27 protein-coding genes are annotated in these 25102 nt (G+C 68.3%); 17 read left to right on the top strand and 10 right to left on the bottom strand.

Annotated features, from left to right (window positions below; genetic code table 11):
* From IFU19_RS03165 to IFU19_RS03135, 7 genes are read left to right on the top strand one after another with little or no spacing between them, the layout of a single operon-like run.
* Positions 1-954: a carbohydrate ABC transporter permease gene (locus IFU19_RS03165; RefSeq protein WP_342343368.1), complete on the top strand. Its 954-nt coding sequence runs from the start codon at positions 1-3 to the stop codon at positions 952-954.
* Positions 941-1843: a carbohydrate ABC transporter permease gene (locus tag IFU19_RS03160; protein WP_197979095.1), complete on the top strand. Its 903-nt coding sequence runs from the start codon at positions 941-943 to the stop codon at positions 1841-1843. Before IFU19_RS03165 ends, IFU19_RS03160 begins: the two co-directional genes overlap by 14 nt.
* The gene (locus IFU19_RS03155) at positions 1840-2190 is read left to right on the top strand and encodes an L-rhamnose mutarotase (RefSeq protein WP_191916840.1); all 351 of its coding nucleotides are present in this window, start codon (positions 1840-1842) and stop codon (positions 2188-2190) included. Before IFU19_RS03160 ends, IFU19_RS03155 begins: the two co-directional genes overlap by 4 nt.
* On the top strand, positions 2187-3035 hold the full coding sequence (locus IFU19_RS03150; RefSeq protein ID WP_192012894.1) for an amidohydrolase family protein: 849 nt from the start codon (positions 2187-2189) through the stop codon (positions 3033-3035). Before IFU19_RS03155 ends, IFU19_RS03150 begins: the two co-directional genes overlap by 4 nt.
* Positions 3032-4039 (top strand): aldo/keto reductase, encoded by a 1008-nt coding sequence (locus tag IFU19_RS03145; protein ID WP_191916797.1) that lies wholly within the window; start codon positions 3032-3034, stop codon positions 4037-4039. Before IFU19_RS03150 ends, IFU19_RS03145 begins: the two co-directional genes overlap by 4 nt.
* Complete coding sequence (locus IFU19_RS03140; RefSeq protein ID WP_191916796.1) at positions 4036-4905, top strand: fumarylacetoacetate hydrolase family protein; 870 nt, start codon at positions 4036-4038, stop codon at positions 4903-4905. Before IFU19_RS03145 ends, IFU19_RS03140 begins: the two co-directional genes overlap by 4 nt.
* Positions 4902-5657, top strand: coding sequence for an SDR family NAD(P)-dependent oxidoreductase (locus IFU19_RS03135; protein WP_191916795.1), 756 nt, complete (start codon positions 4902-4904; stop codon positions 5655-5657). The genes IFU19_RS03140 and IFU19_RS03135 overlap by 4 nt, the downstream gene beginning before the upstream one ends.
* A gap of 4 nt (positions 5658-5661) precedes the next feature.
* Here the strand turns inward: IFU19_RS03135 and IFU19_RS03130 are convergent, their stop codons facing one another.
* Positions 5662-6420 carry a FadR/GntR family transcriptional regulator gene (locus tag IFU19_RS03130; protein ID WP_191916794.1) on the bottom strand — a complete coding sequence of 253 codons (759 nt, stop codon included), beginning with the start codon at positions 6418-6420 and terminating at the stop codon, positions 5662-5664.
* Between the two features lie 109 nt (positions 6421-6529).
* Here IFU19_RS03130 and IFU19_RS03125 point away from each other — a divergent pair, with 109 nt between their 5' ends.
* Positions 6530-7669, top strand: a complete 1140-nt coding sequence (locus tag IFU19_RS03125; RefSeq protein WP_191916793.1) for a mandelate racemase/muconate lactonizing enzyme family protein — start codon at positions 6530-6532, stop codon at positions 7667-7669.
* A 400-nt stretch (positions 7670-8069) separates the two neighbouring features.
* Here the strand turns inward: IFU19_RS03125 and IFU19_RS03120 are convergent, their stop codons facing one another.
* Complete coding sequence (locus IFU19_RS03120; protein WP_192012893.1) at positions 8070-12932, bottom strand: hypothetical protein; 4863 nt, start codon at positions 12930-12932, stop codon at positions 8070-8072.
* A 456-nt stretch (positions 12933-13388) separates the two neighbouring features.
* On the opposite strand from IFU19_RS03120, the gene IFU19_RS03115 reads away from it, so the two are divergent.
* Positions 13389-13739, top strand: a complete 351-nt coding sequence (locus tag IFU19_RS03115; protein WP_191916791.1) for a hypothetical protein — start codon at positions 13389-13391, stop codon at positions 13737-13739.
* Positions 13740-14147: 408 nt separating this feature from the next.
* Here IFU19_RS03115 and IFU19_RS03110 read toward each other — a convergent pair whose 3' ends face one another.
* Positions 14148-14312 (bottom strand): NmrA family NAD(P)-binding protein, encoded by a 165-nt coding sequence (locus tag IFU19_RS03110; RefSeq protein WP_191916790.1) that lies wholly within the window; start codon positions 14310-14312, stop codon positions 14148-14150.
* A 55-nt stretch (positions 14313-14367) separates the two neighbouring features.
* On the opposite strand from IFU19_RS03110, the gene IFU19_RS03105 reads away from it, so the two are divergent.
* Positions 14368-14772, top strand: coding sequence for a winged helix-turn-helix transcriptional regulator (locus IFU19_RS03105; protein WP_191916789.1), 405 nt, complete (start codon positions 14368-14370; stop codon positions 14770-14772).
* A gap of 10 nt (positions 14773-14782) precedes the next feature.
* On the opposite strand, the gene IFU19_RS03100 is transcribed toward IFU19_RS03105, so the two are convergent.
* From IFU19_RS03100 to IFU19_RS03090, 3 genes are all read right to left on the bottom strand, one after another.
* A complete protein-coding gene (locus IFU19_RS03100; protein WP_192012892.1) occupies positions 14783-15313 on the bottom strand; it encodes a CGNR zinc finger domain-containing protein in 531 nt (176 codons plus the stop codon).
* Between the two features lie 115 nt (positions 15314-15428).
* The gene (locus IFU19_RS03095) at positions 15429-16271 is read right to left on the bottom strand and encodes an AEC family transporter (protein WP_197979093.1); all 843 of its coding nucleotides are present in this window, start codon (positions 16269-16271) and stop codon (positions 15429-15431) included.
* Between the two features lie 171 nt (positions 16272-16442).
* The gene (locus IFU19_RS03090; protein ID WP_244630827.1) at positions 16443-16769 is read right to left on the bottom strand and encodes a hypothetical protein; all 327 of its coding nucleotides are present in this window, start codon (positions 16767-16769) and stop codon (positions 16443-16445) included.
* 103 nt (positions 16770-16872) lie between these two features.
* On the opposite strand from IFU19_RS03090, the gene IFU19_RS03085 reads away from it, so the two are divergent.
* Positions 16873-17349: a DUF4396 domain-containing protein gene (locus tag IFU19_RS03085; protein ID WP_244630829.1), complete on the top strand. Its 477-nt coding sequence runs from the start codon at positions 16873-16875 to the stop codon at positions 17347-17349.
* A 169-nt stretch (positions 17350-17518) separates the two neighbouring features.
* On the opposite strand, the gene IFU19_RS16975 is transcribed toward IFU19_RS03085, so the two are convergent.
* Positions 17519-18505, bottom strand: a complete 987-nt coding sequence (locus IFU19_RS16975) for a helix-turn-helix domain-containing protein (protein ID WP_191916787.1) — start codon at positions 18503-18505, stop codon at positions 17519-17521.
* 115 nt (positions 18506-18620) lie between these two features.
* On the opposite strand from IFU19_RS16975, the gene IFU19_RS03075 reads away from it, so the two are divergent.
* Positions 18621-19259, top strand: a complete 639-nt coding sequence (locus IFU19_RS03075; protein ID WP_191916786.1) for an isochorismatase family protein — start codon at positions 18621-18623, stop codon at positions 19257-19259.
* Positions 19260-19452: 193 nt separating this feature from the next.
* Here IFU19_RS03075 and IFU19_RS16970 read toward each other — a convergent pair whose 3' ends face one another.
* Positions 19453-19647 carry a hypothetical protein gene (locus IFU19_RS16970; RefSeq protein WP_342343367.1) on the bottom strand — a complete coding sequence of 65 codons (195 nt, stop codon included), beginning with the start codon at positions 19645-19647 and terminating at the stop codon, positions 19453-19455.
* Between the two features lie 9 nt (positions 19648-19656).
* Here IFU19_RS16970 and IFU19_RS03070 point away from each other — a divergent pair, with 9 nt between their 5' ends.
* From IFU19_RS03070 to IFU19_RS03050, 5 genes are all read left to right on the top strand, one after another.
* A complete protein-coding gene (locus IFU19_RS03070) occupies positions 19657-20175 on the top strand; it encodes a citrate/2-methylcitrate synthase (RefSeq protein ID WP_342343366.1) in 519 nt (172 codons plus the stop codon).
* 128 nt (positions 20176-20303) lie between these two features.
* On the top strand, positions 20304-21080 hold the full coding sequence (locus IFU19_RS03065) for a helix-turn-helix domain-containing protein (protein ID WP_191916591.1): 777 nt from the start codon (positions 20304-20306) through the stop codon (positions 21078-21080).
* A gap of 3 nt (positions 21081-21083) precedes the next feature.
* Positions 21084-21974, top strand: coding sequence for a hypothetical protein (locus tag IFU19_RS03060; protein ID WP_197978727.1), 891 nt, complete (start codon positions 21084-21086; stop codon positions 21972-21974).
* A gap of 103 nt (positions 21975-22077) precedes the next feature.
* On the top strand, positions 22078-22329 hold the full coding sequence (locus IFU19_RS03055; protein ID WP_191916592.1) for a type II toxin-antitoxin system Phd/YefM family antitoxin: 252 nt from the start codon (positions 22078-22080) through the stop codon (positions 22327-22329).
* Positions 22326-22724, top strand: coding sequence for a PIN domain-containing protein (locus IFU19_RS03050; protein WP_192012890.1), 399 nt, complete (start codon positions 22326-22328; stop codon positions 22722-22724). Before IFU19_RS03055 ends, IFU19_RS03050 begins: the two co-directional genes overlap by 4 nt.
* 61 nt (positions 22725-22785) lie before the next feature.
* Here IFU19_RS03050 and IFU19_RS16550 read toward each other — a convergent pair whose 3' ends face one another.
* Both IFU19_RS16550 and IFU19_RS03040 read right to left on the bottom strand, forming a co-directional pair.
* On the bottom strand, positions 22786-23619 hold the full coding sequence (locus IFU19_RS16550) for an NTP transferase domain-containing protein (protein WP_342343365.1): 834 nt from the start codon (positions 23617-23619) through the stop codon (positions 22786-22788).
* Entirely contained in the window at positions 23613-24797 is a 1185-nt protein-coding gene (locus IFU19_RS03040) for a molybdopterin-binding protein (protein WP_192012889.1), read from the bottom strand. Before IFU19_RS03040 ends, IFU19_RS16550 begins: the two co-directional genes overlap by 7 nt.
* Positions 24798-25102 lie beyond the last annotated feature (305 nt).

Raw genomic sequence — 25102 nt, 5'->3', positions numbered from 1 at the left:
GTGACCGCTCTCGCTGCAGCCGCCGCTGCAGCCGACCCCCTCCAGGGTCGGCGGCAGCCGCCGCAGCGACGCGCCGCGAATCGGCGCGTCGCCAACCGCAACCAGACGCGGATGTCCTACGTCTTCATCAGCGGCTACACGCTCTTGACGATCGCCTTCGGGCTCCTCCCCACGCTCTACGCCCTGTTCCTCTCGGTCACGAAGGAGGGGCGGTTCGTCGGCCTCGACAACTTCGTCCGGGTGATCGACGACTTCCGCTTCTGGCCCGCGGTCTCGCACGTCGGGGTGTTCCTCGTGGTCTGGCTCGTCGCCCTGCTGGTGCTCGTCGTCTTCCTCGCGGTCGCCGTGCACGCGATCGGAGTGCGCTGGCTCAGCTCATCCCTCCGCTTCCTGTACTACGTGCCCGGCGCGATCGCCGGCGCGAGCTCGGTGGTGCTGTGGCTCTTCGTGCTCGACCCGTCGGTCAGCCCGGTCTCGGGCCTGCTGCAGCTGCTCGGATTCGAGACCCTGGTGCAGACGGTCGCCCCGGCCAATCTGCCCGCTGTCTTCGCCGTGATCGCCTTCTGGTCCGGTGCCGGCGGCTGGATCGTCGTGGTGTACGGAGCCCTCAACAACATCCCCACCGAGGTGATGGAGGCCTCCCGGATCGACGGTGCGGGCGCTTGGCAGACCGCGATCCACATCCAGCTGCCGATGCTGAAGAAGTGGATCTCGTACATGGCGATCATGTCGCTCGCCGCGGGGACTCAGCTCTTCGTGGAGCCCAAGGTCCTCTCGCAGGCCACGAAAGGCGTCGTCCCCACCGACTACTCCCTCAACCAGCTCGCCTACCAGTACGCGTTCAAGTTCTTCGACTCGAACGGATCCGCGGCGATCGCTGTGCTGCTCCTGGTCGTGTCCCTCGGACTCTCGATCTTCTTCGTCATCAAGGGAGGACTCTTTGACCGCGATTGACACCGGTGCACGCCGGTCGACGACTCCGGCCGCCTGGCTCGGCCGCATCGCGGTCGGGGCTGTGCTCGCCTTCTTCGTCCTTTTCTTCCTCATCCCAATCGTCTGGCTGGTCATCGGCTCGGGCAAGTCCGCCCGTGACCTGATCACGACGGGCCCCTTCCAGCCCGGCTCGCCCCAGGCGCTGATCGACAACTGGAACTCCCTAGCCTCGTTCCAGGACGGCATCGTCTTCACCTGGCTCGGCAATTCGGTCCTGTACTCGCTCTCGGCGCTCGTCATCACGCTCCTGATCAGCATCCCCGCCGGTTACGCGATGGCACTGGGGGATTTCCGCGGGCGCAAGGCTCTCCTGTTCACGACCCTCGTCGTGATGCTGATCCCCAACACCGCCCTGGTACTCCCGATCTTCCTCGAGCTCAGCGCGGCGAAGCTCATCGGGTCGCCGCTGGCCGTGATCCTGCCGTTCTCGTTCTTCCCGTTCGGCGTCTACCTGACCTACATCTACTTCTCCACGAGCATCCCTCGGGATCTCCTCGCCGCAGCGCGGATCGACGGCTGCAGCGAACTCGGGGTCTTCTGCCGCATCGCTCTGCCGCTGGCGACTCCGGTCGTCGCGCTCGTCGGCTTCTTCGGCTTCGTGTCCAACTGGAACAACTACTTCCTCCCGTTCCTCACGGTTCCGGGCAGGAAAGCCCCCATCCAGGTCGGTCTGACCGAGCTCCTCTCGAACGTCCCGGCGTTCAACCCCACCGCGGCCGGAGTGACCTCGATCCAGCTGCCCGCCCTCGCGCTGGCGACGCTGCTCTCGGTCCTGCCGGTCCTCCTGATCTTCTTGTTCTCACAGCGCTTCCTCGTGGAGGGCATGACCGCCGGAGGAACAAAGGAATGAACAACGGCTCCGACGACCGGATCCAGAGGCACGGCCTCGTCATCGATCTCGTACCCGAGATGCGTGACGAGTACCTCCGCCTGCACGCCGCGGTCTGGCCAGAGGTCGAGGCAGCCCTCTCTGCTCACCATGTGACGAACTACTCGATCTTCCTGGTGGGAGACACTCTCTTCGCCTACTACGAGTACACGGGCGAGGACCACGACGCCGACATGGCCGGCATCGCAAGGGACGAGGTCACGCAGAGGTGGTGGGCGCTGACCGACCCGTGCCAGAAGGCGTTCCGGGCCACCCATCCGGACTCGGGCGGCTGGCAGGAAGCCCGCGAGATTTGGCACCTGCGATGACCCGGCGGATCCTCGATGCGCACCTGCACGTCTGGGACCTCGCGACGACCCCGCAGCCCTGGATCCTCGAGGCGTCACTCGATTCCCTCGACCGCGATTTCACGGTCCGGGACGCCGTGGACGTGACGACGGGAGCGGGCGTGGACCGCTTCGTGCTTGTGCAGACCGAGCACTCCGTTCGAGAGACCCTGACGATGCTGGTGGAGTCGTCCACCGAGCAGGTCCACGGAGTCGTGGGCTGGGTCGACCTCGCCGGCGACACCTCCGCCGACCTCGACGCGCTGGGCGCGGCTCCCGGTGCCGAGGCGCTCGTAGGTGTCCGACACCTCGCCCACACCGAGTCCGACGAGCAGTGGCTTCTGCGCGCCGACGTCGCTTCAGGCCTCGAGGCGGTGGCGGCGCGCGGGCTGGCCGTCGACCTGGTCCTGCGTCCGTGGCAGCTCCCGGTTGCTGTCGCGGTCGCCCGCGCGCACCCTGGTTCACGCTTCGTGCTCGACCATGTCGGCAACCCGCCGCAGGGTCGGGAGGAGTTCACGCGCTGGAGCTCGGTGCTGCAGGAGCTCGCCGCGTCGGGGAACGTCGTCGCGAAGGTGTCCGGCCTCCTCCTCGTCCCCGTCGAAGGGAAGACCCGTCCGCCCTTGCTCGAGGAGATCCTCGACGTCGCGGTGACGGCGTTCGGCCCAGGACGGCTGATGTTCGGTTCGGACTGGCCGTTGGTCGAGCTCTCGGGCGGCTATCGCCACTGGGTGGACCTCTATGTGCGTTCCACCCGGTCGTTCAGCGTCGACGAGCAGCAGAAGATGGATGAGCGGACCGCTCTCGACACCTATCGGAGAACTCGATGACACCCCTGCCCACCCGTGCCGTCGGCTCGACAGGAGTGCGCCTCAGCGAGGTCGGCTTCGGAGCGGCCGGTCTCGGCAACCTCCTCCGGGAGACCTCCGAGGAGGACGCGCGCGCGTCCGTGGACGAGGCCTGGGTGCTCGGCGTGCGCTCCTTCGACACGGCCCCGCACTACGGTCTCGGGCTCTCAGAGCGCCGCCTCGGCGGGGCCCTGCGGGACAGACCGCGCGACGAGTACGTCCTGTCGACCAAGGTCGGCCGACTGCTGCGGCCGAACCCTGAGCCGACGGCCTGCGACGACGATGGCTTCGCCGTCCCCGGCGACCTGCACCGGGTCTGGGACTTCACGGCCGACGGAGTGCGTCGCTCGCTGGACGAGTCGCTCGACCGGCTCGGACTCGACCGCGTCGACATCGTCTACGCGCACGACCCCGAGATGCACACCGCGACATCCGGCCGGGAGGCGCTCGAGGCACTCGCAGAGTTGCGCTCCGAAGGTACGATCCGGGCGATCGGCGTCGGGACCAACTCCGCCGATCAGGTCGCCGCACTGTGCGCGACGGGACTGCCGGACGTGATCATGCTGGCGGGGCGATACACGCTCCTCGAGCAGTCCGCTCTCGCGACCGCGCTCGAGCCCGCGGCCGAGGCCGGAGTGGCCGTCGTGGCCGTCGGTGTCTTCAACTCGGGCCTGCTCAGCCGCCCGACACCCGATCCACGATCCACGTACGACTACGGCGTCGTTCCTCCCACGATCCTCGCGCGGGCCGAGCGACTCGCAGTGATCTGCCGCGATCATGGCGTCGACCTGCCGGACGCCGCCATCGCCTTCCCGCTGCGCCATCGCGCCGTGGTGAGCGTCGCCCTCGGGATGCGCTCGGCGGCGCAGGTCGCCGACAACATCGCACGGTACCGACGGGCGCTCCCCGAGGCCCTCTGGTCTGACCTCACCGCCGCAGGGCTGCTGGACCCCCGATCCACCGCACAGGACAGGAACGCCCTATGAAGTACTCCCACCTCCGCACCGATGGCGGGCTCGTGCCCGCCGCGTTCCAGGGCGGACGAGCTCTCGACGTCCGGCGGTTCACTCCGGCGATCACCGGAGCGTTCCTGGCCGAGGGACCGCATGCAGACATCGCACGGATCATCGCAGCCGACGGTCTGCCGGAGCTCGACCACTTCCTGTACGCCGACGACGCCCGCGTCGCTGCACCCGTGGCACGTCCCGGGAAGATCGTCTGCATCGGGCTGAACTACCGGGATCACGCCGAGGAGACCGGAGCGGCGATCCCGACCGAGCCGGTCGTCTTCATGAAGGACCCCTCGACTCTGGGCGGCCCCTTCGATCCGGTCCGCATCCCTCGCGGATCCGTCAAGACCGACTGGGAGGTCGAGCTCGGCGTGGTGATCGGGCGCACGACCCGCTACCTCGACTCCCCCGCCGACGCGCGCGCCTGCATCGGGGGGTTCGTGCTCTCGCACGACGTCTCCGAGCGCGAGTTCCAGCTCGAGCGCGGAGGGCAGTGGGACAAGGGCAAGAGCTGCGAGACCTTCAACCCGCTGGGTCCGTGGGTGGCGACCGTCGACGAGATACCGGACCCGCAGAACCTCGGCCTGCGGCTGTCGGTCAACGGCGTCGAGCGCCAGAACGGCTCCACCAGCACCATGATCTTCGACGTCGACCACATCGTCTGGGCGCTCAGCCAGGTGATGGTCCTGCACCCCGGTGACCTGATCAACACGGGGACGCCCGCCGGGGTCGCGCTGGGGCTCGAGGGCACTCCCTACCTCCGAGCGGGAGACGTCGTCGAGCTCTCGATCGACGGGCTCGGCCAGGCCCGTCAGAGCATGATCGGCTGGGACGCGGCATGAACGGCGACAGCATCGCCGGCCTTCGGGTCCTCATCACCGGAGGAGCCTCCGGCATCGGCAGGACCACGGCGGAGCGATACCTGGAACTCGGAGCGACCGTCGCGATCCTCGACGTCACCGGCGACGGCATGCCAGAGGGCGTCGTGGCACTGATCGCGGATCTCCGCTCGACTGCGGACATCAGGCGGGCGTTCGCCGAACTCGAGCGCCTCTGGGGCGCTCTCGACGTCCTCGTCAACAATGCGGGGATCAGCGCGGTCGGCACGGTCGAGGAGACCGCGGACGACGAATGGCTGAGACTGCTCGACATCAACGTCGTGGGCACGGCTCGAGCGTCGGCCGCCGCGCTGCCGTTACTGCGTCGCTCGTCCTGCGCCTCGATCGTGAACGTCTCCTCCATCGCTGCGAGTGCGGGGCTGCCGCGGCGATCCCTCTACTCGGCGTCCAAAGGAGCGGTCTCGGCGCTGACGCTGGCGATGGCGGCTGACCACGTCCGAGAGGGCATCCGCGTCAACGCAGTGGCTCCCGGCACCGTGGCCACTCCGTTCGTCGACCGCATGCTGGAGGGCTTCGACGATCCGATCGCCGAGCGCGCTGCGCTGAACGCACGTCAGGCGACGGGACGCATGGTCACCCCGGACGAGGTCGCCGACGCGATCGTCTTCCTCAGTGACCCGCGCGGCCGATCGACGACGGGAACAGTCCTCGCTGTCGACGGTGGGATGAGCGGCCTCCGCGTCCGGCCCGAGTGACGCCTCAGGCGCCGACACCCCGAGGAAGGCGGCGCCGGCGCCACGCCTCCGTGATCAGGAACTCCATGTCACGCTCGGCCGCCTCGGCGTTCTGCTGCTCGATGGCGGTCAGGACCGCGGCGTGCTCGCCAAGCGTCCGGCGCAGATCCTGCTCCTGGACCTCCCCGTTGAAGCTGCGGCTCTCCCGCGCGCGGTCGTAAAGGATCCGGGCGATGCTCTCCGCGAGCCGGTTGCCCGAGAACGTCATCACGAGTTCGTGGAAGGCGACGTCCGCGGGAACGAAGGCCTCGGGATCGTCAACCACCTCCGCCATCCGGTCGATCGCGGCTCGCATGCGATCGAGCTGCTCGTCGGTGCGCCGCCCGGCAGTGGCAGCGGCCATGGCCGACTCCAGCCTCGCCCGGACGATCGTCAGCTCGTCGAGGACGTCCAGCGAGTCGTCGCGGCTGATGAGAGCACTCAGCACGATCCGATCGAGCATGTTCCACGAGCTCGTCGGCTGCACTCTGGTCCCCCGACCCTGCGCGACAGCGACCAGGCCCTTCTCCTCGACACGCTTGATCGACTCACGGAGGACGGTCCGGCTGACTCCGAACTGCTGAGCGAGCGGCCCCTCGGGAGGCAGGACGTCCCCGGGCTGCAGCTCACCCGAGACAATCGCCGTGACCAGCCCCTCCACGACAGCGACGCCGAGCCGAGCAGCCGGCGTCCGGGAAGCGCTCGAGAGGACCCGAAGGGTTTCGGGGGCTTCGGATTCACTCATGACACCAGTGTAAGAGAACGTCATACCTCTTCGTTAGGTATGATGTATGCTGTTTATGCCCGGACGGCACGTGGCCGCCCGCACCCATTCGATGATGAGCAGGGAATCCATGAAGATCACGGGCTATCGAACGCTCACCACGGTCCACCGGTGGGGGCGGCCGATCGGGGACGTCAACGGTCACGTCGCGGGTACCACCGAGGTTCCGATCGTCATCCTCGAGACCGATGAGGGACTGGAGGGCATCGGCCTCGGGTCGCACCGCGACCTCGACCGACTGTTCCCGGCACTGCTAGGCGAGGACCCTCGCGCCACCACCGCCCTTTACGACCGCATGCTGGCCTTCGTCTTCAAGTCCGGGCACAGTGGCGCCACCTTCGGCGGCATCGGCGCGCTCGACATGGCCCTCTGGGACCTCAAGGCGAAGGCTGCGGGAGAGCCGCTCTGGCGCCTGCTCGGAGCGCGTGATCGCTACATCCCGGGCTACGCGTCCGGACTCGAGATCGCGGTCGCCGACGAGGATCTGGCGCAGCTGTACAGCGGTTGGGTCGAGCGCGGCTTCACGGCCGTGAAGATCAAGGGCGGCCGCGACCTCGCGAGCGACCGTCGACGCCTCGAGATCGCCGCCGATCTCTTCCGTGCCAACACGACGTCTCCTGCACTCATGTTCGACGCGAACGAGTCCTGGAATCGCAAGCAGGCCGTCCGCCACATCAGCGCGCTCGAGGAGACGCTCGACCTGACCTGGGTCGAAGAGCCCTTGCGCCGATGGGACGCCGCCGGCCTCGCCGCCGTCTCGCAGGCGGTGCGCGCCTCGGTCGCCACCGGAGAGAATCTGACCGGGCTCGACCAGTACCGCTCCCTGTTCGACTCCGGAGCCGTCGACGTCGTCCAGACCGGCAGCGTCTGGGGAGTGACCCACTTCCTTCGCGTGGCCGTACTCGCGCACGGCCACGATCTGCCGATGAGCGCGGTGAGCTACAACACCAATCCCCTCGCCCACGCCGCTGCGGCCATCCCCAACAACCTCTGCATCGAGGTCCAGGATCTCGGATCGCCCGTCGGCATCACCGTCGACCAGGAGATCGCGGACGGCGGGATCGTCCTCGGCGATGCGCCCGGGTCCGGCGTGGTCATCGACGAGGCGGCGATCCGGCAGGCCAAGGGCGCCAATGGGTGGACCGACCCGGTCGGGCCGCACTTCCGCCCCGAGCGTGCCGGGCTCCGACTGGTGCCCGAGCAGGTCTGATCCCCGCCCGCGGTCTCGACCGGGAAGGGCTCCGCGTCGGCTTTCAGGAGTCGGCGCGGAGCCCTTCCGCATACTCGGCGCTCGGGACCCGTCACTCGCTGCGGAGGAGCCCGTACCGAGGAACCCGCCCCGCCGACCACTCCTCCCGGACATCGTCCGACATGATGCCCCCCACCGCTCCTTGTCCTGTTGCCTCGTCTCATCTACGCCCACGGGCAGGGGCAGGGGCTCGATGCGATAACGGCGCCGCAGCGCCGAAATCGAGCTTCTCGGCGTTCCCGTTCGCAGAAGCCGCCTGCCTGCGGTCCCCCGGGGATCCGCGCCGGAACAGCCGTGATCCCCGGGCCCGGTGCGCACGGCACCGATCCCGGGGATCGCGGTCTGTCGGAGGGTCAGCGCGTCACCGGCAGCTCACAGCCCCGTACGACACCTGCACCGTGCTCGAAGCGCGCGCCGGTCCCGTCGCCACGACGGTGAGGACCCCGGCTGGCATCGCCGTAAGCCGCGTCGCGAACGCGGCCGTGGTCGCTGTGCCTGGCTGGACAGCGGCCGTCGCCTTCTCACCGTACGGGGACGACACCTTTACGCCGATCGGTACCCCATCGGTGTTTCGCACGGTCGCGATGAGCTGGACCGTCCCCGCAATGCAGCGGGGCGCGGCGGTGGGTTGCAGGGAGACGCCCCTGCTGGCAGTGATCGACACCTTCCCCGAGGAACTCGCGCCGGTCGCGGAGTCCCGCGCCATCACGGTGTACTCCCCTGCCGTCAGTCGGGGCACGATGACGATCGCAGACCCACGGGCGGGCACGGTCGCGCCGGAACGAAACACCATGCCGCCGGTCGCCGTGCGCGAAGCGGTGACCTCGACGAACTGCTCGCGGTCGGTCGGATTCGTCACCGTCGCGGTCGCCGTCCCGTTGCGCGATCCGTCGGTCTCGGGTGAGGACGCAGTGAGGGTCAGACCCGGCGCCGCGGTGCGCGCCTTCGTGAGGAAGTCGCGGAACGACGCGCTGCCCGCATTACCGGTCACCCCTGCGTTCGTCGACTGCACGACACCGGCGTCGACTGCTCGGTCCCGCCCGGCGGCGAAATAGTCCGTGCGGGTACCGAGCACCTGGAAGGTGGCGCCTCCGTCGAGCGAGTAGGACGCGACCAGAGTCGTGCCGCCCTCGCGGCTGAGCTTCAGCGTGATCGGGCTCGGGATCGTCTGGGCGACGTTCCAGGCCGTGGTGGACGCCGCCTCGACCGTGTACCAGTTGGCCGCCCCGTTCTCGACGGTGAAACGGATTCCGCGCGTCGGGGTGAGCGCCAACACGGCCTCTCCGCTCGAGGTGCCCGTGCCGTTCGAGGCTCCGCTGGAGCCCGAGGTCGAGACTGCGAGGTCGTCGCGGATAATCAGCCCGGACTTAGTGAAGTCGCCGATCCGCTCCTGCCCGGTCACCGTCACCTGGACGGAGTCGTCGGCGCCGAGGACATCGGGCTGGTACACGGTGCTGTACGAATCGGTCTTCGTGGGGTTCTCACCGCTGATGTCCGCGCTGCGCTGCCCGAGGACGGCGATCTGGCTTCCCTCCACGCTCATCGAACTCGCGGTCGCGCCTTGGAGCGAGCTCGTGCGCCACGGCGCGGGCAGGCCGGTGAACGCCCCGTTCGTGATGGTGAAGCTCTGCGCGACCTGGGCCGAAGCGTCGTCCCCAAGGACAGTGACCGTGTAGACGCCACCGCCCAGACGTTCCGCCCGAGTGGCCGCCGTCGCTCCCCCGGCGGCGGTGAGGTCGGCGGAGTGCACAGTCGCGCCCGCGGCGTTCGTGACGACCACCGAGTAGCGCGTCGGATCGACGGTGGGGTTCCTCACCTCCACGCGTGCAGATCCCGACGTCAGTCCTGGCACGGTGGGCTCCTGCGCCGCGATCCGGACCTCCGGTGCTGCGGGAGCCGATTCGCGGACGACGATGCGCACGGCGGTCGTCGCGGCGCCTGCGTCGGTCCGGGCCTCGATGGTCGCCGTGAACGCACCGGCGCGAGTCGGCGTGCCGGTGATCGCACCGGTGGCGGCGAGCGTCAGTCCCTCCGGGAGCGACCCGTCCACGATCGCAAAGCGGGCGTTGTTCGTCGCCGTCAGTGTGGCCGAGTAGGGTCGGCCCGCGACGCCCGCCTTCTCCGGCGCCGCTGTGATTTCGGGCATCGTCCCCGTTCCTGTGAATCGCAGACCGGAGAATATCGCGGTCGACGTCGTCAGCGCCTGCGTCGCCGCGATCGCGATGCGGTCGGCACTCGAGTGGACGAGTCCCGCATCGAGCCTTCCCGTGTCCGCTCCGGTGAGGTCGACCGTGTTCCGCAGGTCCGTGTAGGCGTTTCCGTCGAGGGAGTAGGACGCCTTCAGCGTGTTCCCGGTGCGGGTGATTCGCAGCCACAGGGGACGATCCGGGACAGCGGCCTGATCGATCTGGGTGTCGATCACGCCGTCACCGCTGCGATCGGCGCGGAAGGCGATCCACCCCGGTTCGGCCACAAGAGTGGCGTAGCCCGTCGACTTCTCGGGCACCGCGGCATCGGCCGTGCGGCCCAGATCGTTGCGCACGGAGAGACCGGAGCGGTAGAAGGCTCCTTCGACGGAGTCCAGCCGCGTCGTCACCGTGCCGTCGTTCGCGAGGCCGTCACGCGAGTACACGGTCGTGTACTCGTCACCGGCGATGCCGATGTCGCGGCCAGAGGACTGCAGCGCGATCGACTCACCGCTCCTCACCGCCTGTGGGGCGAGGTAGGTGCCGAATCCGGCGACGGTCAGCGCGGGGTCCACCGGCCCGCCGAGCACCACGGGCAGGGTGCGCTTCACTTCCGTGCTCGTCGTGACGGCCCCGGAGCGACTGGACGTCGACACTGAGACGGTTCCGTCCGTGATCGCGGCGGCTCCCGAGACCTTCCAAGTGGCGGTCCCCGTCGCACCGGGGGCCAGCGAGACCGGAGCCTGCGCGAGTGGCGTGAGGGTCACTCCGCTGGAGCCCGTCGCCCTGACGGTCACCGCGCCGAGCGGGTCCGTTCCGAGATTCGCGACGGTGGCGGTGACCACCTGAGCGCCGGATGCGTCCCGGGTCAGAGCGAGGTCGAGCCCGCGAGGCTCGCCGACACGGTCCCCCGGACGGCGGTGCTCGGGGCGGATGCCCGCGGCAGCGACGACCTTCTGAGCGGCGAGCGGGAGCTCGGATATGCCGATCTGACTCCGGGTCGTGATCCGGTTGTTGTAGCGCCCGTCACCGGCGGGATCGCAGGCGGCGGAGTCGTAGCACCACGGGCCGAGGTTGAGCCCACCGCCGAGAGCCCAGGTGCCGTCGACGGTGTTGTCACGGGTGGTGTTCGGCTGGCCTTTCGCCGGCGTGGGCGTGCCTTCGGAGAAGCCGTTGGCGAAGGTCCAGATCCCGCCGGCCGACAGGACGTTGTCCTTGGCCGTCATGTACCGGGTGCCCTCATCGAAGTAGAGCTTGAAACCTGTCGCGCCGACGACGTGATTGCCCTCCCAGGAGCTCCCCGGCGTGGCTCCGAGGTTGTAGAGGATGCCGCCGTCGGCGCCTTCCTTCTTGAAGTCCCACATCGCGTTGCGGGCGACATGGATGTTCCGGTTCGTCGTCGGGTCGTCGTCCGCGTACCGCTTCATGAACAAGTAGGCGCCGCGTCCCTGGTAGACCGCGTTGCCGCCCGCGTCCGGAACCCCCCAACCCCAGCCCGTGTCGATTGCGTCGTACGCGCCGTCTGACAGCTCGTTGTGGACGACCTCGGCCCCGTCGAAGTAGGTGACGAGAATCGCGGACCGGTCGAAGTAGTCTCTGCCGACGCCTGTGATCCGGTTGTCGCTCACGATAAGCCGAGCATTGCGGCTCGCCTCCCGTGAGGGGTGATGCGCCTCGGGCGAGACTCCTCCGGCCGCGATCGCAGTGCCCGCGATGTCGCGGAACGTGCTGGTGAGCACGGAGACGTCCTGAGCGGCGAGACCGACGCCGCTCAGGGTGGCGCCGGAGTCGTTCCCGATGCCCAGGGCATTGCCGCCGATGTGAGCGAAGGTGCTCCCACTAAAGGTGACGTTCGTCGCCGCGGTCACCTGCACCGCGGAGGACGCCTGCTCGAACAGGTCACGCCAGGATTCGAACGCAATGCACTCGTTCGGGTAGAAGGGGCGTGCGCAGGAAGACTTCGGGGCCTGCGGATGAGCGGCGTTCCACGCCGCCAGCTGGGCGGAGTTCAACGGCAGGTTCGGATAGTCCCGCACATCGATCAACCGGGGCTTGTCGGCCGCCGCCACGGCGCTCCCGTCGTCGAGGTAGCGATGGACGCCATCGCTACCGAGACGGAGGAGTCGGACGACCGGGGCCTGCTCCGCGCCGACGAAGACGCGCTGGTCGGAGGTGGGAAGGTCCTTCGTCACCGGGTCGACGAGGGCGAAGACCCGGCCGGAAATGAAGCTGCCGTTCTGCTGGTTGGCGAATCCCTCGTCGGTATTGGGCCTCAAATCGCTCGAGTGCTCGAACGAGAGGCCTTCGAAGCGGAGATTCCGCACGGGGTTGACGGAGCTCTCGCCACTCACGCTGAGAAGCGTCTGCTGCTGAGGAGCGACGATGTCCACGTTGTTGGGATCGACACCCACGGCGGGCTTGTAATGGAGCGCTCCGGCTGTCTGATCGAAGAACCATTCGCCGGGCTGATCGACGAGCACTCGCGCGTTCTGCAGGCGGAGAGTCCGATGGCTGTTGTCGGGAAGGGGTTTGTCGATGGTGTCCCAGCCCCAGGTGTTGTTGTCCCACGACGGCTGCTGCATCACCGCCGAGGAGGCGGCGAGGGAGGACACGGGCGCGATGCGGTCGGTCCAGGACCCGCGGCTACGCAGCTCGACGCGCTGCTGGTCGCCCGCCGGCAACGCCTTCAGAACGGACCAGATCCGACCGATGTCCGAGGAGAGGTAAGCGGGATCGACGGAGAACCCGGTCCGGTTCCACGTGATCCTGTTCGCATCGAGCTCTACGTGAGAACGCGTTGCCTGTCGTCCGTCGACGTACAGCTGCCGGAAGTCGAAGTCGGACTCCAGGGGCGCCGACCAGACTCCGGATGCGTCAGGACCGGTCCAGTCCTCGACGGCGCGTCCACCGGAGATGACGGGGGCGGCGTCGGGCGCTGCTCGCCACGTCACGCTGTGGCCGTTCCGCCCTCCGTCCTCGACACCGAAGCGCAGGGGACCCTCGAGGAGGAACGTCCCGTCGGCCACGACGACGGTCACGTCCCGATCAGCCGAGGCAGAGCGGACCGCCTCCTGGGCTCTCGTCAAGGATCGGAACGGCGCGGAACTGGACGTCCCGGAGGACGAGTCGTCGCCGCTCGGCGATACGTAGTAGGTCGCCGTGTCGGCTGCAGCAGCGGCGGGAGCGGTCAGGATCGCGGCGAGCAGCGCGGACACTGTCACCAGCGCTGTCGTCAGGACGGACTTCTTCAGTGGCACACGGACTCCTCGTCGAGTTCTCCAGACTCCTCAGCGAGTCCGGGTTAAAGGTAAGACGTATGACTAAGTATTACAAGGAAGAGAAGACGCCTTGTTGCCGTGAACGATCGACGGTCCGGTCCGAGCACCACTCGCAATCGGACTGCGGCCCGCCTGCCACCGCAGCACATCGGACGCAGCCCGATCGCGTGGATCGAAGACGAACCCGAAGGGACTCTTGTCGATGATGACGAGACGATGACACTCGAGCACACGCCCCTGACCATCGGCGCTCTGGCCGCAGCCGCGCTCGTTGCGAGCGACACCGTGCCCGTGGCGGCCGCTGAGACTGGGGCCGCCGTCCCGACCCCCCAGCAGAGCCTGCTCGGGTCGTTCACCTTCGACACGGCGCCCAGCGGCGGTGCCTTCACGGACCGCTCGGCCAGCGCGAGCGTGCAGGGCGCCGCGGCTCTCGTCGTCGGCCAGGAGGGGCAGGGACAGGCCGTGCGCCTCTCCCCATCGTTCTGGCTCGACGTGAAGGCCGCCGACGGCACTTCCCCTACTGAAGGGGGCGGGTCTCGATGTCAGCCGCCCATCCGCGCTCGTTGAACTGATGCGGCCGTTGGTCCGGCACGAGCGCCACGGACGACCACCCGCGGTTACGCGGAGCAGCTGAAGGACGACACGTGGTACGCGGCAGCAGCTATCGCGAGCGATGCACAAGCACTGTGGTCCGATGACCGGACCTTGAACATCCTGGCCGCTGACTTTGGATCACAGACGTTCTCGACCCCCGCGCTACTAGACGTCCTCGAAGAGGAAGGCCGACTCGCGTCCGCCATCGTGACACAGATGCGAGCGCACCTCGTGGCCGAGCGATACGTCCATGCTGACTTCAATGAGGACATCTTCGCCAGGGCTATGACACGCTTCGGCCCGGCGCCGCAATGAACGTCGCGAGCGTAGTCGAGCACCTAGACGGCGTCCGCGCCGAAGCGAAAGTGCGACTTCATGCTCTCACACGCCACTCAGCACACACCGGTCGAAGTCGACGGCGACAGCCTTCCCGCCGGCCTTGGTTGTGTCGCGCACCGCGGCGGTGGTGTCGTGGCCGGCTGCCTGCAGGAAGGAAAGGAGGGGAGCGCCCTGAGCGCCCGTTGCACCATGAACGATGATTGTCATGCGACTATTAGTGCACACACTGCACTATTTACTTCAAGTGCACTAAGGAGTCGGCATGGGGTTCATCGCGCAGACTTGGCCGGAGTGCGGGATCGCTCGCTTCCTGTCCTTGCTGGAGGGGCCATGGGCGACGTTGATCGTCCGAGAGCTCTTGAACGGTCCTCACCGTTTCGGGCAGTTGAGGGACGCTCTGCCTGGGATCAGTGCTCACACGCTGACCGACAGGTTGAGGCGGTTCGAGACGTACGGGATTGTCACCAGGACCTCATACCCGGAAATCCCGCCCCGGGTCGAGTATGAGCTCACCGAGTTGGGGCGAGGACTCCGGCCTGTCCTCGATGCGATGAACGCATGGGCGCTGACTGTCCCCCCCGCCGTTGCCGAGGAAGAGGAGGTCGCGCTCCCGGCCTCTTGTGCTGGCGTCGTCTACGAACCGAACCAGCCGACCTCTCGCGCGTGAGATGAACGATTTAGTTCCGACGCTGCCGGTGACGGCTGACCGCATCGTTGTTGCCGCAGCGCGCTGAGCAGTAGGTCCGGCGCCCATTGCGGCTGGTGTCGACGAAGACCCTGTTGCAATCGGCGCGGGCGCACACACCCAATCGTTCACCTCCGCTTTCGACGAGGAAGATCGCGATACCACCGGCGGTGACGGCCATCACGCGGGCGACGATGTCCTCGTCCTCACCGGTGAAGTGCAGGTGCGGGCTCCAGCCGTCGTGTGTCGTGAGGTAGGCGCGAGTCGTCCCCCCTGTGAGGATCACGTTTGCGGCGCGTGTGCGGTCCTCCGTGGCTGACGCTGCGAACACCTCCCGGAGCAGGTCGGCCCACTGCGCGAGAGCGTGAATGTGGTCATCGGCCAGCTCTGGTTGCCGAATCTCATGAGAAAGCAGCACGTCCCGCATAGCCACGCGGGACAGCGGTTGTCGTACCCCCGTCACGGCATTGACGAGGTCGGCGGCGAGGGCGACGCCCGTCATGTTGTCATGGTCGTACTGCATTTAACAATTACACCACCTCGGCACCACGTCGTTCACGGTGACCCTGCCAGCAGGGCGAGTGCTGCCGGCAAGGTGATGACCGACAAGATCGTCTGAACAGCTGTGATGGAGGCCATCAGTCTTGTATCACCCCCATTCGGGCTGCGAGGACAGTGGCTGACGGGGCGGTGGGAACGGCGGAGATGAGCACGATGGCCACCAAAGATGTCCCCGAGATGCCCATCGCGATCGCGATGGACGCCGCGGCCCACGGGACCGCGACGAGCTTCAGCGCGCTGGCTAACGAAATATCCAACAGGTCCCGCCAACGTGCGTCGAATCGGATGGCTGCGCCGGCCGCAAGAGTCCCCGCAACCAGAGCCGGGGAGGAGAAGAGATTCAGCAGGGGTGCGACAGCATCCGGTACGCCCGTTCCGGTCAGGCTCAGGGCGACTCCGGCCGCGCACGCCAGGATCAGAGGGTTCGAGGCGAGCTCGCGCACGAGTCTCGACCGCGGCCGCGCCGCCGCAAGGTAGCCATAACGCGCGAGGGTGGACACGCACAGGACGTTCACCAACGGCACGACGACGGCGCTAGCAATCGCAAACGACGCCACACCCGCTGTCCCGTGAGGCGCCGCCGCGAAAGCGAGCCCGATATACGTGTTGATGCGGACGCTTCTTTGCACGATCGATGTCACCGCCGGCCCGCGTAGCCTCAACGGGCGTCGCAACGCGATGACGACAGCTGTCGCTGAGACCAGCGGTATAGCCAAGCTTGCAAGCATCAGCAAAGCATCGAGCGAACCTAGGTCCGTTTTGCCGATCGACGAGACAAACAGCGCTGGAGTGAACACGAAATAGCTCAGCCATTCGATCCCGCGCCACACGTCAGGCCTCTTCAAAGTCGAGCGACGAAGCACCGCCCCTAGAACGAGAACAGCGGTGATCGGCAAGACAGTCGAGAACACGATGGACACCTGACGACAGTGATGCAATCAGTCACATCGCTTCAACCATCACGCACGGCTTCGAGCGCCCGATGGGCGGCACCGTTGTCTCGCGGGGGCGACTGTTTCCGGTCGCGCGTTGTGCTTCGAGTGGTCATCGTCGAGGAGCACTCAAACGAAGGTTACGCAGGAGTGGCCGGGTCAGGCTCCACAGGTGCAGATGAGTGTCTGTTTGGAGTCCGTCACGGCTGTAGCAGAACTCAGCTCACGCCCGGCTCGATGCTCAGCGAGGGAGACGAAGGGCATAGTGACAACACTGAGCGTGGTGAGGATGATGCCGAGTGTCGAGCGCTCAGCGTCGATCCGGCCGGCAAGGGAGAAGGCGTCCGCAAAGGTGACGTAGGCGGCGAGAGCAAAGAACGCGAACGCGGTGACGCGGAGGGTTCCCTCCTCCCACCGTTCGGGGTCTCGGTGGGTGCACTGCCAAGCTGCGGCCGCCGCCGAGAGAACCTTGATCGCGCAGTCCAAGCCGAACGCTACGTGCGCGGCAGAGCCAGCGACAGAGCCTGCAGCGATCGCGACTACCGCTTCAATCAAGTTGTAGCCAGTGGTTGCCGTGGCAATCCACCGAATGCGGCGTTGCAGCTTGTGCCGACGTTCTGCGGCGAGATGGGGGTCGCGACAATCAAAGAAGAGACGTCAATATACCCCCCAGGGGTATATTGATGCATGCAGGAGCGCCGATGATCGAGCATGCGCACACCCAGAACGACCACACCAGCCCAAACGCCACGTCGTGGCGGGGGCAGCGACCGTGCATTGCCTGACGGGATGCGCGGTCGGTGAAGTCCTTTGGCATGGTGTTGGGACGAGCCTCGGTCTTCACAAGGCCGGCAACGTCGTGACCTCGATCGCCCTGGCATTTCTCTTCGGCTACGCGTTGACTATGCGCGGCCTGCTGCGGGCCGGACTGTCCTGGCGTGCCGCGGTCGGGATTGCCCTCGCCGCTGACACCGTTTCGATCGCAGTCATGGAGCCCATTGACAACACGGCGATGCTCGCCATCCCCGGCGCGATGGGCGCGGGGATCGCGAGCGGCTTGTTCTAAGGTTCTCTTGTCGCCGCTCTTGCTGTCGCGTTCGTGGTTACGACGCCGGTCAACCGCTGGCTGATCAGCCGCGGCAAGGGCCACGCGGTCGTTCACCGTCTCCACCACCAAAGCGCAGCCCGGAGAGCTACCCCAATAGTCGAGATCTGGACCGGTTTGGACTGAGCTGTCAGTTCGATGCCGTCATTCCGAGAGGGGAAATGGCCGTAGAGCCTGTGGCGTCAAATCTGCGACGGTAGCTCGAGGGGGTGCAGTCGAAGGCGGAGAGAAAGTTCTGGCGGAGGGTGATCGGGCTCCCGAAGCCACAGAGGTTCGCTATCTGGTCGATAGTGAGGTCCGTGGCTTCCAGTAGTCGTCTGGCTTCATCTAGTCGGCGCGAACGCACCCATGCTGCGGGTGTTGCTCCGGTTGCTGACCGGAAAGCGCGGACGTAGGACCGTCTGCTCAAGTGCGCCTGCGCAGCGAGCCGTTCTACGTCGATCTGTTCGCTGAGGTTGGTGAGCGCCCACTCTTGCGACTGGGCGATCGGGTCGCCTGCGTCTGCCTGGGGCACGGGTCGTTCAATGTACTGCGCTTGTCCGCCCTCACGGTGGGGAGCGATGACCATCGATCGTGCAATGCGGTTGGCGGCATCGGCGCCGAGCCGGCCTCGGACGAGATGAAGGCACGCGTCCAGGCCTGAGGCGGTTCCCGCCGAGGTGAGGACGTCTCCGAGATCGAGATAGAGAGCGGATGCGTCGACCGTGATGTCCGGGTGGCGCTCGGAAAGCTGGTCGACTGCACGCCAATGGGTAACCGCTCTTCGGCCGGATAGCAGACCGGTGTCGGCGACTGCGATCGCGCCGAGACAGAGTCCAACGATGAGAGCGCCCCGCGCATGCGCAGCTCGCATCGCACGGCGAAGCCCGGGGCCCAACTCCTTGCCTTCGCGTTGCCACGAGGGAATCACGACGATCTCGGCGTCCGACGTCGCTTTGAGTCCCTTGATCCCGCTTACGGAGTAGCCCTCGGCGGTGCGAACCGACCCGGCGCGGTCGGAGAACAAAACCGTTTCCCACTGTGCGAGACGGTGTCGTCGCACTTCATCGAAGACAATTTGGGGCGTCGACAGGTGAAACATCGTCACCCCGTCGAACGCATAGATGGCGATCTTCACGCGTCTATCTCCCTCCGTGGCCCGAATTCATCGTATGCAGTCATTCGTGCCACTGGCGCACGGCGAGCGGTGCTCGGATGCTGGATGTACCGCCTACCCCTGGAGTTGAGATCTCATGACCACCCCGAATCGCGCGCTGATCCTCGTCGATGTGCAGCAGGAGTACTTCACCGGCCCCCTGGAGATCCAGTACCCGCCGCACGCCGAGTCGCTACCTCAGATCACCGCCGCCATCGACGCCGCGAAGGCCGCCGGCCTCCTGATCGCAGTATTCCAGCACACTGCCGGTAAGGATGCCCCGGTTTTCAATCCCACGATGGACGGCTTCAAGCTGCACCCCGAGGTCGCGGAAAGGGTCACGCCCGAGTGGAAGAGCGTCACGAAGAAATACGGCACGGTCTTTGCTGGTACCGGGTTGCTCAAATGGCTCCGGGTTCATGACGTGGACACCATCACCCTGGTCGGTTACATGACCAACAACTGCATTGTTGCCTCCGCGGCCGAGGCGGAAACGCACGGTCTCGCGGCGGAGGTTCTTTCGGACGCGACTGGCGCGATCAACATTGCCAACGATGCAGGCATTGCGGACGCGAAAACCGTACACACCACCCTGCTGGCCCTGTTGAACTCCAACTTCGCCGCAGTCGCCACCACCGGCGCGTGGGTGGACGCGGTCAACGGCGGCGTGGCCCTTCCCAAGAGCAATCTTGCTGAGTCCGCGGTGATGGGCGCGCAGCGGGCGGCCGCCCAGTGAGCGCCTGCAACCGTCGGTGGCCGTTGGCCGAACGCGTCGCTGAGGAACTGAGGCAGATGGTTTTCACCTACCGGGAGGGACTCGTCGAGCACGACGTCGTCCAGGTCGGCTCATTTTTCAGGAGCTGGTCGCTTCGCCGGGCTGCACCAACGCCCTGACGACCAACTCGCATTCAAACTGGTTGGCTCGCCTGTCACCCTGTGCAGGCGAGCCAACCGCTTATGACAACCTCCTGAGCATTCACGCCGGTGGACAGGGTGTTCGTCGGTCGCGCCCGCATGAACGTCACTCCCATGATCCCGGCTACCGCGATGATCCCCGCCGCCCCCATGAGCACGGCCCCGCCGTCCGCGCGATCAACGCGGCGCTCATCCTGCTCATCGATCACGACCTGGCCGTGTCGACCTTCGCCGCGCGGGTGGCGGCCTCGGCCCGCGCCGACGGGTACGCGGCGGTCGGCGCAGCTCTGGGAGCCGCCGACTCGCCCCTGCACATCGCCGCCGCCACCCGCACCTCCCGCCTGCTCACGCAGGTGCGCCGGGGCAGGGAGCCCGAGCGCGCGCTGGCCGACGCGGTGCAGGACGGCAACGGCATCCCGGGCTTCGGTCATCCCCTCTACAGCGGCGTCGACGACCGCGCCGACGCGCTCTTCCCGCTGCTCGCGCAGCTCCCCGACGGGGAACGAACGATGGATGCCGTCACCCGGCTCAGCGACACCGTCGCCGCCCGTGCGCACGCGCGGCCCAACGTGGATCTCGCGCTGGCCGCCCTGGCATCCGGAGCCCGTCTCCCCGACGACGCGGCGAGCTCGATCTTCGTCGTGGGCCGGCTGGCGGGGTGGATCGCGCACATCGCCGCCGAGTACGCCGAAGCGCCGATGCGCCTGCGACCGCGCGGGGAGTACGTCGGGCCGTGATCCCGCACGAAGCAACCGGGTCTGCGACTCGCTCGCCCGTGGCGGGGTCATGGCAAAGCACCGCGCCCTCGTCCGTCGGGTCTGGTACATCCTTGTGTCACACGACACATACTTGTTACCTTAGGCACATGGATGTTCCGTCTCTGATCGAGCTCCTCGGGCGCACGCCGACCGCAACGGCGCGTGCGACCGGGCTCTCTCGTATGACCGTGCGCCGGGTGCGCGATGGAGTGTCCGCGCCGACGATCGAGACGCTACGCGAGCTCGCGCTGGCGGCCGGGTACGACATCGACGTGCAGCTGGTGCCCGTGAGCGACCCGGCAGCCGCCGTGGCGGCGCGAGTAGTCGCCGACCCGGCCACCCCGACCCGGGAAGATCTTGAGGGCTGGGGGATGACGTCACCTGAGGAAGTCCAGCAGATCGACGAATGGATGGCTCGCCTCGAGCGTCACGCCGGCCCCGACCGGAATCGACTGCTCGAATTGGCGGGCCGGTACTCGGCCGCGCAGCACCGGAAGGGTGCCAGGTTCTTCGCCCCGAAGCCGGGGCTCACGCAGCAGCAGACGATCGAGGTGGCCAACAGTGCTCTGCGTCCGCTGAGCGGGGCAATTTCGGGAGTTGCGGCTGCTCGCGCCTACCTCGGCCACGCCCCGGACCCCGGTCCCGTGGTGGCGTGGTCGACGGATACCGACGCGGTGGCCGAGCGGCTGTCGGCGACGATGCGCGAGGTTGACGAGTATCAGCCGGCCGGTGTTCTGGTTGCGCCTACGATGCAGGCTTACCTGGTCGACATGATGATCCCGCCGGACTGGGAGCAGCAGATCGTCTCGCCGATCCAGGCGGCGATCGACCTGTACGGACTGGGCTACGACCAGCTGGCCGACGAGATCACCGAAGGGTGGTGAACGATGAGCGAAGAGAGCACGCAGGAGCGGTCTCCGAAGAAGTGGGGTATGACCGCGGCGGACTTCGCCACGCGTGCGCAGGAGAACCGTGACCGACACCAGGCGGGGGCTTCGATCCGTGATCCGTTCGTCGGCGACGCCACCCGTGAGCAGCGCACGGGCCGGATCACCTGGCGACCGGGTGCGGTCAACTTCGAACTCGTCGAGCCGTCTGCGGTGCAGCGGTCGCTCTTCCGCCTAGAGAAGTCGCTGCCCGAGCTCGTCTGGAACGCGGCCGCCCTGGAGGGCAACACCTTTACGCTGCCGCAGGTGCAGACCCTGCTGGATGGTGTCACCGTCGGTGGGAAGAAGCACGAGGAGGCGGAGCAGATCCTCGCCCTGAGCGAGGGCATGGACCTGATGATCAGCGCGGTGCGTGACGGCTCCTTCTCGCTGCGCAAAGAGATGAGTGACCGCATCCACGGTGTGATCGCCAGATACGAAGCGATCGAGTCGGGCAACTTCCGTGGCGAGGGTAGCGTGCACGGCGGCGGTTCCGTCACGCTCGCCAGCGGCGGGACCGTCGACGGTGATCCGACCGGGAGGAACGGGGAGCAGCTACGGGAGGACTTCACGAACCTGCTGGCCGGGCTCGGCGCACTCGGCGATCCGAGAGCCCGCGCCCTGGTGTACTTCGCCTCGGCAACCCGGTCCCAGTTCTACTTCGACGGGAACAAACGCACCGCCAGAATCATGATGACCGGCGCGCTGGTCCAGTCGGGCTTCGCGCCCATCAACATCCCCTATGCACGGCAGGAGGAGTTCAACGTCGCGCTGGACGAGGTGTTCCGCACGGACGACGGGACCCGGCTGATCTCCTTCCTCACGACATGCACCATGCTCGACCGACGATGAGAACGCCGGTGATCTGCGGAACTTCCGCGTCGCGTTTCGCACTGCGGTGATGTCGTCTTCGCCGAGAACGACACCTAGCCAGTTTCCTGGCTAGGATGCCGCCATGATGTACAACGTCCTGGACGCGCGGAACAACCTGTCGAAGCTGATCGCCGACGCCGAGTCGGGGATCGAGGTCACGATCGCGCGCCGCGGGGTGCCGGTGGCGCGGATCGTGCCCATCGAGGGCGCCCCGTCTCGCACGCGCAACGCTTTCGCGGAGTGGTTGGCAGCGAACCCCGTCACGGCGGAGCGAGCGCGACCGGTCGACGAGATCGATGCGATCGTCGCCGAGAATCGGGCCGCCGGGGCGTGATCTACGTCGACAGCTGCCTGGTCATCTACGCGGTCGAGCGCGACGACGACATCGGCGAGCGCACGCGCACCGCACTCGCAGCCGCCGACGAGCCGCTCGCGACGAGCCCCCTGGTCATGCTCGAGGCGCTCGTGAAACCGATGCGGGATGCCGACGCCCAGGCGCAGTCGACCATGTGGAGCGCCTTCGATGCTCTCGAACTGCTGCCGGTGGACCCCGACGCCTTTCTCGACGCGGCGTTGCTGCGTGCCCGCTATCGAGGCCTGCAGACGGCGGATGCCCTGCATCTCGCCGTCGCCCGACGGGCGGGGTGCCGCGCTCTCTGGACGAACGACTCGCGTCTCGAGACGGCGTCGGGGGGCTTCGCGGTCGACGTCATCGGCAGCGCTCGCTAGCTCCCCCACCTGCGTGCCCTGCGCCCCCTCCGGCGTTCGAGGCCGATGCCGCCCCGGCGTCTCAGCGGTTCTCCCACCCGCGCGCGAGTTCCACGACCGCCGCCACCGCGGCCTCGGTGTCGGCCGGTGAGCCGCCCGCGCGACCGGCGACGAGCCCCGCGACGAACGCGCTCAGCGGCGCCGCGGGCCGGGCCACGCCGTTCGCGACGTCGCGAGCGAGGTCGAGGATCAGCGAGATGGGGATGTCACCCTCGCCCAGGTCGAAGCGCTCGGCGAGCGCCGCGCTCCAGTCGTTGAGCGCCTCGGGCGGCAGGGTGCGGGATTCGGTCATGGCTGCTCCTCCTCGGGCTTCTCGGAGATCGTCCCACGTGTCGACGTCGTGCGTCAGGGCCGGGTCGACCGACACCGGGGTCACCGTCATCCCTCCGAGCAGGGCCCGCATCGACGCATCGCGGCCGCGGTCGGGAAGAGGGGATGCCGCTGCGCGGAGCGCCGCCGTCCGGTACCGGCCGATCAGCCACTGGCGTCGGCCGTCGTCGAGGCAGACGCCGTCGACGCCCGACGGGAGCACATCGGGCAGCAGCGCCACCGCCTGCCCCGCCGTCGGCAGGTCACAGGCGACGACGTAGACCTCATCGGCATCCACCGACGACAGGGCCGCGATGATCCCCGCCACCGGGCCGCCGAACGGGGGCTCCTCGCGCACCCACTCGACGTCGAGGCCGGGGTCGAGCTCGGGCGCGGCGACCACGATGCGCTCGACGCCCGCCGTGCGGACGGCGGCAATGGCCGCGGCGAGCAGAGTCGTGCCGTTCACCTCGAACAGGGGCTTCACCGCCCCGCCGACCCGCGAGCCGCGCCCCCCGGCCAGCAGGATCGCATCGGCCGTCACCACAGCGTCACGCTCACGAGATCGCCCGCGACGAGGTCGGTCTCGCCCGGGGGGACGACCGCCAGACCCTCGGCATCGCCGAACCCGCGGGTGCCGCGCTCGACCGGACGGGCGAGCCACCGCCCGGGATCACGGCGGTCGAGGGCGACCGGCACGTACTGCACCCGCTCGGCACGCGCGCGCCACCCCGCGGCGAGCGCCACGCGCACGGCGGCGCGACCGAGGTCGACATCGCCCTCGAGCGCGCGCAGCGCGGGCCGAACGAACAGCTCGAACGACACCGCCGCGCTCACCGGGTTGCCGGGGAGGCCGAACAGCAGGGTTCCCGCGGGGGTGCGCCCGAAACCCTGTGGCTTGCCGGGCTGCATGCGCACACGGTCGAAGCGCATGAGGTCGCCGAGGGTGTTCTTCACGACCTCGTACGCCCCGGCGCTCACCCCGCCCGAGAACACCACGACGTCGGCCCCGGCCGCCTCCGCCGCGGCGATCGCGCGGCGGGGTCCGTCGCCCTCGTCGCCCACGCTCGTGCGCAGCACGACCTCGGCACCCGCCTCTTCGGCGAGCCCGGCGAGCAGCACGCTGTTCGACTCGGGGATCCGGCCGCGCGCCAGCGGTGCGCCCGGGGCGACGAGCTCCGAGCCGGTCGACACGACCGCGACGCGAGCGGCGCGCGACACGGTGACCGTGCCGACTCCGGATGCCGCGATGGCACCTGCCCGTGCCGCGGTGACCCGCAGCCCGTCGGCGACGACGAGGTCGCCCGCGCGCACGTCGGAGCCGCGGCGGCGGACGTGCGCACCGGGTCCTCGCGGCGGCACGACGATCGTGACCGACTCGACGCCCCCGTCGAGGCCGTGCGCGGTGTCCTCGAACGGAACGACGGCGAGGGCATCGGTGGGCACGGGCGCCCCCGTCATGATGCGGGCCGCGTCGCCGGCATCCATCCGCGGGTCGAGGTCGGTCCCCGCGGGAAGATCGGCGACCACGCGCAGGGTCGCGGGCGCGAGATCGCGGACGGCGAAGCCGTCCATGGCCGAGCAGTCGAAGGCCGGCACGTCGACGGCCGCCCGCACCGGATGCCGCAGCACCCGGCCGCGGGCCGCCGCCACGTCGCGGGGCTCGGGGTCGAGGGGCTCGACCGCGTCGAGGACGGCGGCGAGGTGGTCGGCGACGTCGATCACGCGGGGGTCCGTGCGGAGGGGACGGGCATGGTTCCAGCGTAGGCGCGGGGGGTGTGCGGGCGGGCGCTGCGTGGGTGGGGCGGGCAGGCGAGCGGGGGCCGCGCGCGCGGGCTGGGCAGGCGCGCGGGGCGAGCGGGGGCTGCGCGGACGGGCTGCGCAGGCGCGCAGGGCGAGCGGGGGCCGCGCGAGCGGGCTGCGCGACATCGAGGCCTCGGCGCGGGGCTGGGCTGCGCCGGGCGCGGGGCGGCGCGCGAGGGCGGAGAGCGGGGCCAGCGGAGGGCGTGGGACAAGCGGAGGACGCGAGA

This window comes from Microbacterium sp. CFBP 8794 (assembly GCF_014841235.1).
Taxonomy (GTDB): Bacteria; Actinomycetota; Actinomycetes; order Actinomycetales; family Microbacteriaceae; genus Microbacterium.
This window is presented reverse-complemented; position numbering and strand designations above follow the sequence as displayed.